General features: G+C 36.1%; 5 protein-coding genes and 1 pseudogene. 3 read left to right on the forward strand and 3 right to left on the reverse strand.

Annotated elements, in window-relative coordinates; genetic code table 11:
* Positions 1 to 195, reverse strand: a pseudogene (locus AC1DJR_RS21540) (Hsp20/alpha crystallin family protein); the annotation flags it as partial.
* 125 nt (positions 196 to 320) lie between these two features.
* The gene (locus tag AC1DJR_RS21545) at positions 321 to 464 is read right to left on the reverse strand and encodes a small acid-soluble spore protein P (RefSeq protein WP_002014281.1); all 144 of its coding nucleotides are present in this window, start codon (positions 462 to 464) and stop codon (positions 321 to 323) included.
* 121 nt (positions 465 to 585) lie between these two features.
* Here AC1DJR_RS21545 and AC1DJR_RS21550 point away from each other — a divergent pair, with 121 nt between their 5' ends.
* Together AC1DJR_RS21550 and pdaB are read left to right on the forward strand one after the other, a co-directional pair.
* On the forward strand, positions 586 to 849 hold the full coding sequence (locus AC1DJR_RS21550) for a hypothetical protein (RefSeq protein WP_085312113.1): 264 nt from the start codon (positions 586 to 588) through the stop codon (positions 847 to 849).
* A gap of 47 nt (positions 850 to 896) precedes the next feature.
* Positions 897 to 1,622 carry a polysaccharide deacetylase family sporulation protein PdaB gene (gene pdaB, locus AC1DJR_RS21555; protein ID WP_429687851.1) on the forward strand — a complete coding sequence of 242 codons (726 nt, stop codon included), beginning with the start codon at positions 897 to 899 and terminating at the stop codon, positions 1,620 to 1,622.
* Positions 1,623 to 1,659: 37 nt separating this feature from the next.
* Here pdaB and sspO read toward each other — a convergent pair whose 3' ends face one another.
* Positions 1,660 to 1,809: a small acid-soluble spore protein O gene (gene sspO, locus AC1DJR_RS21560; RefSeq protein ID WP_242235400.1), complete on the reverse strand. Its 150-nt coding sequence runs from the start codon at positions 1,807 to 1,809 to the stop codon at positions 1,660 to 1,662.
* A 290-nt stretch (positions 1,810 to 2,099) separates the two neighbouring features.
* On the opposite strand from sspO, the gene acnA reads away from it, so the two are divergent.
* Positions 2,100 to 3,654, forward strand: a 1,555-nt coding sequence (gene acnA / locus AC1DJR_RS21565) for an aconitate hydratase AcnA (RefSeq protein ID WP_477003462.1), incomplete at its 3' end; no start/stop codon positions are given.

Here is a 3,654-nt window from a genome sequence, read left to right on the forward strand (position 1 = left end):
CTTTTTAATGAGTACATTTTGTGCAGTTGCATTTGGTACATCTGTTTCCAAAATGTATTCTTGTTCTGTTTCACAAAGGTCAATATGAATTTGATTTGGAAAACTAAAGTTACTACAAGAATCAGAACAAAATTGATCCATCCATTCTTCGAAACCATCAACATGAAAAAGACAATCCTTCTTTTTCTTGCCCATGAAAGACACCCTCCGTAAAATCTCAATTCATACTATGTTATGCATGAATGAAATAGAGGTGAAGAACAAATAGAAAAATATAAACATTTTATGTGAAAGATACAGTGTGTGTGAATGCTTTTGCTTTACATATCATGATGYGCATGATTTTTTTGACGTGAATGATTACGATTTTTAACTTTRTGAGATCCACTTAAAGGTTCGGGCTGTCCAGAAGATTGCCCTTTTTTCTCGTTTTGACGATTAGATTGATTATTGTTTTTACCCATTGTATTTTACACCTCCTCTCCCTATTTAGAATGAGAGAAGTTTGCGAATTTATACGAGAATGTTTTTTGAGAAATGGGTAAAGATAAGTAGGACTAACTCATATAGGAAGGGGAAAGTGTTATGCCATATCATAAAGATAAGCAACAGGCTTTTCAGGCCGCGCAGCAAGGGGTTGTTCAAGCGGAAAATATATTCAATAATATTGTGAAAAATGACCCGAATTACGGCCATGACTTAAAAGAGTTACGCCAAGAAGTTCAAGAGGCGTACGAACAGATTCAAAATGCACTTGAAGTAGCATCAGAAACGCAGCGTCCACAACTTGAGCAATATGAAAGTAATCTCCAAAATATTATGCAGAACGTAGATCAATTAGAAAAGTAATGGAAGGTTGTTGAGAATTCAACAACCTCATTACTTTTAGTGATATTATGATGAAACGAAAAATTATTTTATCGATATTTTCTTTTATATGTGCAGTACATATATTTCAAGTGGACAAAGTGGAAGCGAAAATGTTGTTAAGGAAAGAATTAGAACCAACTGGTTATGTAACGTGGGAAGTGCCGAATAATGAAAAGATTATTGCAATTACATTTGATGATGGACCGGATCCAACTTATACGCCGCAAGTATTAGATTTATTACGTCAATATAAAGCAGAAGCAACCTTCTTTATGATTGGCTTTAGAGTTCAGCGTAATCCGTACTTAGTAAAGCGAGTGTTGAAAGAGGGACATGAAATTGGAAATCATACGATGAATCATTTGTATGCGAACAATTCCTCAGATGATAAATTAAAAAGTGATATTTTAGATGGAAAGAAATATTTTGAAAAATGGGTGAAAGAACCTTTATTGTTCCGTCCACCAGGTGGATATATTAATGACGCTGTATTTACAACAGCGAAAGAAGCTGGGTATCAAATTGTTCTATGGTCATGGCATCAAGACCCGCGTGATTGGGCCAACCCAGGTACTGAATCTATTGTAAATCATGTTGTGAAAAATGCTAAAAGCGGAGATATTGTACTGTTGCACGATGGAGGAAATGATCGTAGTCAAACAGTGGCGGCATTAGCGAAAATTTTACCTGAGCTTAAAAAGCAGGGATATCGATTTGTAAAGGTTTCGGAATTATTAAGTTATAAGCATTAGAAAAAATCCCAAAAGGTGTACCTTTTGGGATTTTTTGTTACTGATTCTTTTTTCGTTTCTTATTATTTTGTCGTTGTGCTGGAGTTAAAGGTTCATTTGCGAACTCTTCGTTATAACCAGTTCCTTGCCCTTGGGCGGATGCAGCATTCATTCCTGAAATAGTATGATTTGCTTTTCTTTTACCCATTTCTTCTCACCTCTACAATGTTTTTTATAGATGAATCATGAGTTGTTCATAGCATATATGAACGTAAAGTAAAACGCTGAAAGAGTACTTTACTTTACAATAATAGTATTTATAAGGAGCATGGACACTATTCAAATTTAGAAATATAAAGAAAACTTATTATAATCCATAAGTTTCTTATTATTTACTTATTTAGAAAGTTGTAATAAGATATTATCGTAAGGTATTGAAAAGTTTGTCTACATTTTATATTCAGACAAATTAGTCACGTTTAACAGGGGGGAAACATAATGGTCAAACATAATCCATTTCAATCACGTGCAACTTTTGAACTAGATGGAAAGACGTATCATTATTATCAATTGAAAGCGCTTGAAAACGCAGGGGTTGGCAACGTATCTCAATTACCATATTCCGTGAAAGTTTTACTTGAATCTGTACTTCGTCAAGTAGACGGACGCGTAATTACAGAAGAACACGTTACAAATTTAGCAAAATGGGGAACGAAAGATGTTCAAGATATCGATGTTCCGTTTAAACCATCTCGCGTAATCTTACAAGACTTCACAGGTGTTCCWGCTGTTGTAGATTTGGCTTCGCTTCGTAAAGCAATGGCAGACATGGGTGGGGATCCTGACAAAATTAATCCTGAAATTACTGTAGACCTTGTAATTGATCACTCTGTACAGGTTGATAGAGCGGGTACGGCAGACTCGCTTGCATTCAACATGGACTTAGAGTTTAAACGTAATGAAGAACGTTATAAATTTTTAAGCTGGGCACAGAAATCATTTGATAACTACCGTGCAGTTCCACCAGCAACAGGTATTGTACACCAAGTAAATCTTGAATATTTAGCACCGGTTGTTCATGCGGTGAAAAATGCTGAAGGTGACTTAGTTGCATACCCAGATTCATTAGTTGGAACTGACTCACATACAACAATGATTAATGGTATCGGTGTTCTTGGATGGGGCGTTGGTGGTATTGAAGCGGAAGCAGGAATGCTTGGACAGCCTTCATATTTCCCAGTACCTGAAGTAATCGGTGTGAAATTAACTGGTACACTTCCAAGTGGTACAACAGCAACTGATGTTGCATTAAAAGTAACACAAGTGTTACGTCAAAAAGGTGTAGTTGGTAAATTTGTTGAGTTCTTCGGTAGTGGACTAAAGAGCATGCCTTTAGCTGACCGTGCAACAATTTCAAATATGGCACCAGAATACGGTGCAACTTGTGGATTCTTCCCAATCGACGATATTTCATTAGAATACTTACGTTTAACAGGTAGAGATGAAGAGCAAATTCGCGTTGTTGAAGAATATTGTAAAGCAAACGGTTTATTCTATACAGCAGATAGTAAAGATCCAATCTATACTGATCTTGTTGAAATTGATTTAAATACAATCGAATCTAACCTTTCTGGACCGAAACGTCCGCAAGATTTAATCCCGCTTTCAGATATGAAAGAGGAGTTCCATAAAGCTGTTGTAGCACCAGTTGGAACACAAGGACTTGGATTCAATGAGCAAGAGTTTGATAAAGAAGTGAAAGTTACATTGAAAGATCAAGAAGTAACGATGAAAACAGGTGGAATTGCAATCGCTGCAATTACAAGCTGTACAAATACGTCAAATCCGTACGTGTTAATTGGAGCAGGGTTAGTTGCGAAGAAAGCAATTGAAAAAGGACTTAAAGTACCTGGTTACGTAAAAACATCGTTAGCACCAGGATCTAAAGTTGTTACAGAGTACTTAGATAAGTCTGGTTTAACAACTTATTTAGATCAATTAGGTTTCCAAACAGTTGGTTACGGCTGTACGACTTGTATCGGTAACTCTGGTC

The sequence above is a fragment of the Bacillus sp. 05T31 genome (assembly GCF_056396725.1).